This is a genomic window from Psychromonas arctica (assembly GCF_038155225.1).
Taxonomy (GTDB): Bacteria; Pseudomonadota; Gammaproteobacteria; order Enterobacterales; family Psychromonadaceae; genus Psychromonas; species Psychromonas arctica_B.
Map to the genome: position 1 here is coordinate 1 of NZ_JBAKBA010000072.1, position 7,508 is coordinate 7,508.

General features: G+C 36.3%; 3 protein-coding genes and 1 tRNA gene. 2 read left to right on the plus strand and 2 right to left on the minus strand.

Features of this window, described 5'->3' with window-relative positions; translation table 11 throughout:
• Positions 1-364: 364 nt before the first annotated feature.
• Positions 365-2,566: a YgiQ family radical SAM protein gene (locus V6255_RS17605; RefSeq protein WP_341629315.1), complete on the minus strand. Its 2,202-nt coding sequence runs from the start codon at positions 2,564-2,566 to the stop codon at positions 365-367.
• Between the two features lie 243 nt (positions 2,567-2,809).
• Positions 2,810-4,771, minus strand: coding sequence for an exoribonuclease II (locus V6255_RS17610; RefSeq protein ID WP_341629313.1), 1,962 nt, complete (start codon positions 4,769-4,771; stop codon positions 2,810-2,812).
• 232 nt (positions 4,772-5,003) lie between these two features.
• On the opposite strand from V6255_RS17610, the gene V6255_RS17615 reads away from it, so the two are divergent.
• Positions 5,004-5,094: transfer RNA gene (locus tag V6255_RS17615), tRNA-Ser, on the plus strand.
• Between the two features lie 679 nt (positions 5,095-5,773).
• The gene (locus V6255_RS17620; RefSeq protein WP_341629314.1) at positions 5,774-7,267 is read left to right on the plus strand and encodes a diguanylate cyclase; all 1,494 of its coding nucleotides are present in this window, start codon (positions 5,774-5,776) and stop codon (positions 7,265-7,267) included.
• The last annotated feature ends 241 nt before the right edge of the window (positions 7,268-7,508 follow it).

Below are 7,508 nucleotides of genomic sequence, written 5' to 3' on the forward strand. Positions count from 1 at the left end.
CACGCCTTATTAGTGTTAATTTTTCCTGCGCAATCTCTGATCACTTATTTAATTCTATTGGTATAACACTGATTGTTTGCTGCCAGTTTGATTAGCCATTAGGTATCAATTAATTCGAAACACTTACTACTACTGATTGAAAATCATCCACTCACGAGAGCAAAAATCCTATCAAAAACAGGCAAAAAATACTGTATTGAAACGAGTTATAGTAATCTGGATAAATAGATCATTTATTTATCCAGATTACTATAATGAAAAACCAGATAAATTCTTACTATAAAAAAGGCGTTAACTTAGTTAAAAGTTAACGCCTTTTTTGCATATAAATTGATGACTCTACTTTATCATTTATTATGATTAATTATTTTTGAAACTGATTTGTACTAAAGCGTGTTAACCCTTGTTTACCATTTGTTGCTGGTTTAGAACCAAATTTAGCTTTAGGCGTACGTTTATTATTAACCACTTTACCTTGATTTTTTGGAGCAACTTTACCTTTTAAAGGCGCTTTTCCTTTTTTAGCATTTCTATTCATCACTTCCGCACGTGTTTCTTTAGGTACCAAACAAGTGGCTTTGCTACCAATCAAGGTTTTATCTAATCCCATTTTGATGAGTGCTTCACGAATAATTGGCCAATTATCAGGATCATGATAACGCAGTATTGCTTTATGTAATCGACGCTGAATCGTTCCTTTAGGAATAGACACTGATTTACTGTTTCGTTTTACATTACGTAAAGAATCAATCTCAGTGTGATAAAGGGTCGTCGCGTTCGCTAGCGGTGAAGGATAAAAGTTTTGCACTTGATCTAACTTAAAGTCATTTTCTTTTAACCACATGGCTAGGTTGATCATATCCATATCCGTTGTACCCGGATGAGCGGAAATGAAGTATGGAATTAGGTATTGTTTTTTACCCGCTAATTTTGAGTAATGATCAAATAGCTCTTTAAATTTATCGTAGCTACCCATACCCGGTTTCATCATTTTATTTAATGGACCTTCTTCGGTATGTTCTGGTGCTATTTTCAAGTATCCGCCCACGTGATGCGTCGCGAGTTCTTTAACATATTCAGGATCTTTGATCGCTAAGTCATAACGTACACCAGATGCAATCAGTACTTTTTTAATGCCAGGTACTCTGCGTGCTGCGCGGTATAGCTCGATGGTTGGCGTATGATCTGTATCGAGGTGACCACAAATAGTTGGCCATACACAAGAGGGTTTACGGCACGTTGCTTCGGCTTTTTCACTCTTACAACGTAACTTATACATATTAGCCGTTGGACCACCAAGGTCTGAAATGACACCAGTAAATCCAGGTACTTTGAGTTTAATGTCTTCAATTTCATTGATGATAGATTCTTGCGAACGACTTTGTATTATGCGACCTTCATGTTCAGTAATACTGCAGAAAGTACAACCACCAAAACAGCCTCGCATGATATTGATGGATGTTTTTATCATATCGTAAGCGGGAATTTTAGCATCGCCATAACTTGGATGCGGAACACGTGCATAAGGTAAACCAAACACACCATCCATTTCACTTTCTTCTAAAGGTGTTGCAGGTGGATTTAACCATATAGCGCGACTACCATGCTTTTGCATTAATGCTTTTGCTGAGGTTGGGTTAACTTCTTGGTGAAAAATACGCGATGCATGTGCATACAGCATTTTATTTTCTTTCACTTGCTCAAACGTCGGTAAATTAATATAAGTCGTTGACCAAGCTTTAGATTTTTCTTCCCATCTTTTTTCACGCTCTTCTTGTGGCGTGCCTTTATGCGGTGTCATTTGGATAACTTGCGCTGTTTTAGTGATGTCTGATGCTTCATCAGCAACATAGCTTTCATCTTTCGCCGTATCACATTTTTCACTTAAATCTTGATAAGGGCTATAGATAGGATCTATTTTGCCAGGTTTATCGACACTACGTGAATCGATACCTGTCCAGCCAGGCAGCGCTGAATTGGTTAAGAAGGCACTACCACGTACATCGGTAATGGTTTTAATATCATCACCTTGTGCAATTCGGTGTGAAATTTCAATTAGCGGACGTTCTGCATTTCCGTAAATTAATAGATCCGCTTTTGCATCAAACAAAACAGATTGACGTACTTTGTCAGACCAATAGTCATAATGTGCTATGCGGCGTAAGCTCGCCTCAATACCTCCAATGATAACGGGAATACCTTTGTAGGCTTCTTTACAACGTTGCGTATAAGCTGCAACGGCTCGATCCGGGCGTTTACCGCCTTCATCGTTTGGCGTGTAAGCATCATCATGTCTTAATCTTCTTTCAGCCGTATAACGGTTGATCATTGAGTCCATGTTACCGGCAGTGACACCAAAGTATAAATTAGGTTTACCTAGTTCCATAAATGCATCTTTTGAATGCCAATCAGGTTGAGCGATAATACCGACTCTGAAACCTTGTACTTCAAGCATTCGACCAATGACAGCCATTCCGAAACTAGGGTGATCCACATAAGCATCACCTGTGACTATAATAATGTCGCAACTATCCCAGCCAAGCTGTTTCATCTCTTTACGTGACATAGGTAAAAAGGGAGCGGCTTTAACAGAGTCGCCTCTGTATTTTGGATATGAAAATAAATTGCGGTCTTTGTGGGGAGTTATTGGCTTCAAGAAAAAATCTCTAGTATTGGAATGTTAAATTGAGATTATTGTACCATAGAGTTTAACAAAGTCGCTTTTTGTCGTTCACAAAAAAAAGGGGATAATCAGTCGATCTTAAAGATCAACTGATTAGAAGTGTTTTTTAAGAGGAGCAAAAGCTGTTTAACCCAATGGATCAGCAAGTTTAGCAATTAATTGACGAGATTCAGGTTTAACAGAAGTCAGCATCACATCAATCACATCACCTAATTGCAATTCGATTTGATCGGCTACTTTCACTACACCTTGCTCACGAACACATTCTATCTTCTTAGCATCTGCCGATGACTTGCCCAATAGACTGCTCGGTACAAAGAAAGTCGCACCGTTTTCTTGTACACGAACGCGACAACCTGCTTTAACGATATCAAATATCTCTGCTTTATAGCGCCAATCTGAATTCTCTTGGTCTTTTAAATAACCACAATACAACAGATTATTGACATCACGTTCAGCCATGCGTTGTGATTTACGCGCTTCATTCAAGTGAGCGCCAATCTCTGGGTCAACCGGTGTCGAAGCTTGTTGTGTTAATACAGACTTAATTAAACGATGGTTAATTAAATCGCCGTATTTACGAATAGGCGATGTCCATGTTGCGTAATGTTTCACACCCATTGTAAAGTGCGGTGCAGGTGTTGCTGAAGTATCTGCGTAAGACAGTAAACGACGTAGACGATGGTCTAAATAAGCATTATGTAGTTCAGCGACTGCTTGGCGCATTTTTACATAACCTTCAAGCGTGGCTAATGAAGCAGCATCAATAATAATGCCATATTCAGCGAGTAAAGAAGACGCTTTACCTAGACGATCCGTTGCGATACCTGAATGTACATTGAATACACCGGCTTGTTTATTTTTTGCTAGAAAGTCACCAGCACAAACATTAGCAGCAATCATCGATTCTTCAACTAAGCGGTTTGCAGTGCGGCGAGGCTCACATAGAATCTCATACACTTCGCCTTTATTATTCAGCTTCAAAGTGTAGTCAGGTTGGCTTTTCATCACAATTGTATTGTCACAACGCCATTGATGACGAGCTGCTGTCGCTTGATCTAACACGTTTAATAATTGACTTAATTGCTTATTTGGTTTCCATTGGCCATCTGCTAATTCATCATTTTCTAAGTAATTGGACACATCATTATAATTAAGACGGAAATGAGATTTTATACATGCGGCAAAAAATTCTGGCTCACCAATAATCTCTCCGCCTTTACCAATTTGTAACGTACAGCAGATTGTGGCGCGTTTTTCACCTTCTTTTAATGAACATAAACTATCGCTCAAATCACGTGGTAACATAGGCACATTAAAGTTTGGTAAATAGAGAGTGAAAGAGCGTTTTTGTGCTTCTTTATCCATTTCACTTTGTTCTGGCACGTAAGCAGAAGGATCTGAGATCGCCACTGTTAATGACCAACCTTGATCGTTTTCTTCAACGTATAACGCATCATCCATATCTTGGGTGTTAACGCCATCAATAGTGAAGAAAGGGAGTTTAGTTAGATCACGGCGATCAAGTTCAGGATCAATTACTTGCCAAGGGTGGTCAAAATCAGGGGCTTTATTCGGTAGCTTGTGAGTGGCAACGGCAATTAAACGATAAGCAAAAGGGTCGTTATATTCTGCAACTTTCTCAATCACTTCAACTAAGAAACCATTTCCATCTAAAGCATGAGTAAGTAATTTAACGGTAACCCAGTCACCATTGTTATAACCTTTATTCGCTAATTGCATTGCACCTTTAATTTTAAAGAAGGCATTTAATAAAGGGTTATTCGCTTTAATAGAAACACGTTTATCACTAATAGATAACAGCGCAACAAACTCAGTGGTATCAGTTTGCTTTAGTTGTACTGGTTGAGCAGACGATTTATCACCATTTTCTGTGATAGCAGCACTAATACGATCACCGTGTAATACTTTTTTCATATCACTTGGTGCAATAAAGAAACGTTTACCTTTGTCGGTTTCTAAAAATCCAAATCCACGATCAGACGCTTTAACAATACCAGTACGCTTAGGTATTTTTTCCTGCATTGTTTGTTTAAGTTGATTTAATAATGGATTGTCTTGGAACATACTTGAAACCTTCAATGAATAGCAATAAGGCGCTTAAAGAAAACGTATTTGAAAAAATAATAAAAGCGTTAACATTTATAAACTTGTGATGAGATAGTAAAGGTGATTGCCTTTGAATTAAAGGTTGAATAGCTTAAATGTGAAAAATTAATCTTATTTAGCGATAATTGAAAATAAATTAAAAAAAGACTTGGCTTTTTTTTCAATTTGTTTATTATACGCCTCGTTCTGCGGAGGGGTGGCAGAGCGGCTGAATGCACTGGTCTTGAAAACCAGCGAGGGTTAATAGCTCTCCGAGAGTTCAAATCTCTCCTCCTCCGCCACATTAAGAAAAAGCACTTACAGTTTACTGTGAGTGCCTTTTTGCTTTCTAAAGCATTAAAAAATTTAATTTATCCTGTGCTATCTGTTTTTACTTTTTGATGTATTAATAGGTTTAAGTTTTTTGTACGACATCTTCCATATGAAGAGAAAGGGGGGGGGGGCTTTTTAAGAAATTCCTTTTCATTTCTATCGTGTTACTTTTAAAAAATACAAAGTTGCTTATCATCTACTTTGCATTACTTAAATCCTTCGTTATATAGAGTAATGAGTCTTGTTCTCTTTTAGCTATAGTATTTTTACAATCCACCGATACAAGATAACTGAAACTTATTATTAACAAATGTTTTAAAAACGCCAGCATTGTTAATCAAGTCACGTTTTATAGACCCCTCATTATTCGGTTCGGTTTACTTATAGTCATCAGAGGCTATAATTTTAATACCTATTAATGGTTAGTTTATTGGGGTTAAAGTTACTATTTTTGTTTTGTATTTTAAATCATCTAGTAAACTTCCTTTTATTATTTTAGATAAAAATGGTCGCTACATTATGAAACCATTATCCTTTAAGCAACTGCAGCTTCGTGTACTTACTGTACTATTTCTATTATTTTCGAGTACGGTTATCGGTTATCGTTATTTTCTTGAGCTACCTAAACTAGAAAAAAATATCGCTTTATTGGCTGAAAAAGAATTAAAGCTTTTAAACTATGGTGTACAAACTGCTTTAACTTCCTTATCTCGTTTAACTTATGATTATTCTGTTTGGACCTCAACTTATGATTATTCTGTTTGGACCTCAACTTATGATTTTATGCATGATTTGAATGAAGAGTATATAGACGAAAATATGGTGCCTGACACCTTTAATAGCTTAAAAGTAGACGGTATCTTTTATTTAAATGAAAATTTTGAGCCTATATTAACTAAAGGGTTGCATCACCTTAGTGATGTAGAGTTAACCTTTTCATTTTATGATTTTAAAAAATATCCTCTTAATTCAAAAATGTTGCCGACCCCAATAAGTGGAGAAGGCGCTCCTCATAAAGAAGGCTTTATTAATACCCAATATGGGCCTGCATTATTTAGTGCTTTTCAAATAAGGGATTCTAATAAGTTTGGTGGTAATCGTGGTTTTTTAATTTTTATTCAATTGGTAGAAGAACCATTTCTTGATTTACTCAATCAGTCGACACTAACAAAAATCAGTATAGACAATGATATTGTAGGTAAAAACTTGAGTGGTTTACCGTTGTGGAATGAAAAAGTCAAAATAGAGGATGTTAAGCCTTACAGGCATATTTTATTTCAAGATATGAATGGGTTACCGGTTACTGTTTTAAAAATTAAGCACAGTAAAGGAGATCTTCCTCCTTTGATCAATGAACATAGCCTTATTTTTATTTCGATATTGAGTTTATTTATTTACTTATTTTATCACTTGATTACTCACACTATTATTAAACCAGTAAAAAAGTTAGCTTTAAGTATTAAATTAATTGATGGAGAATTAGGATTTAAATTATTAGATGATAAATTTTCTGTTAAAGAACTGATGATTGTGTCGAATAATGTGAACCAGCTAATTAATACCGTTCAGCAACAGAACGATTTATTAAGAAAACAAGCCACCACCGATCAACTCACTAGTTTGATTAACAGGCATGGGCTTTTGGCTGTGTTAGAAATTCATAAAGACCTTTGTATTCGTCAAGGTATAACGTTCGCTGTGGTGATGTGCGATATTGATCATTTTAAACAATATAACGATCATTTTGGTCACTTAGAAGGCGATCAAGCGCTAGTCGATGTAGCACAAGTTCTAAAATTACAATGTAAGCGTGCGAATGATTATTGTGCGCGCTATGGCGGAGAGGAGTTTACTTTATTGTTTAGCGATATGAGTGAAAATGATTTACAGGAAAAATTACTTCGTATCGGCGACGCAATGAAAACGCTAAATATAGCACACCCTAAATCTCAAACAGCTCCTCACATGACTTTTAGCTGTGGTGCTACCATTATTAAAGCAACTGATGTAGTTGATCATAGTTTGCCTATAAGTGATATTTTCAAATGTGCAGACCAAGCTCTCTATGAAGCAAAATCAACGGGCAGAAATAACTTTGTAATAAAAGAGTTTGTAACACTAGCGTCAGATGAGCAGAGATAGGAACTAGAACATTAAAATGAAGTAAATTAGTCAGTATTTTGTGTTTTTAATTTTTGATCGTTATTAAAGTCGTTTATTTAATAAGCTAAAGATCCTTTATTAAACAAAGCTTGTTTAGAAAGTAAGCGTACAAACGTTTTTTAACAAAAAGTGCTTGGCTTTTTTATTAGTTTCTATAATATACGCCTCGTTCTGCGGAGGGGTGGCAGAGCGGCTGAATGCACTGGTCTTGAAAACCAGC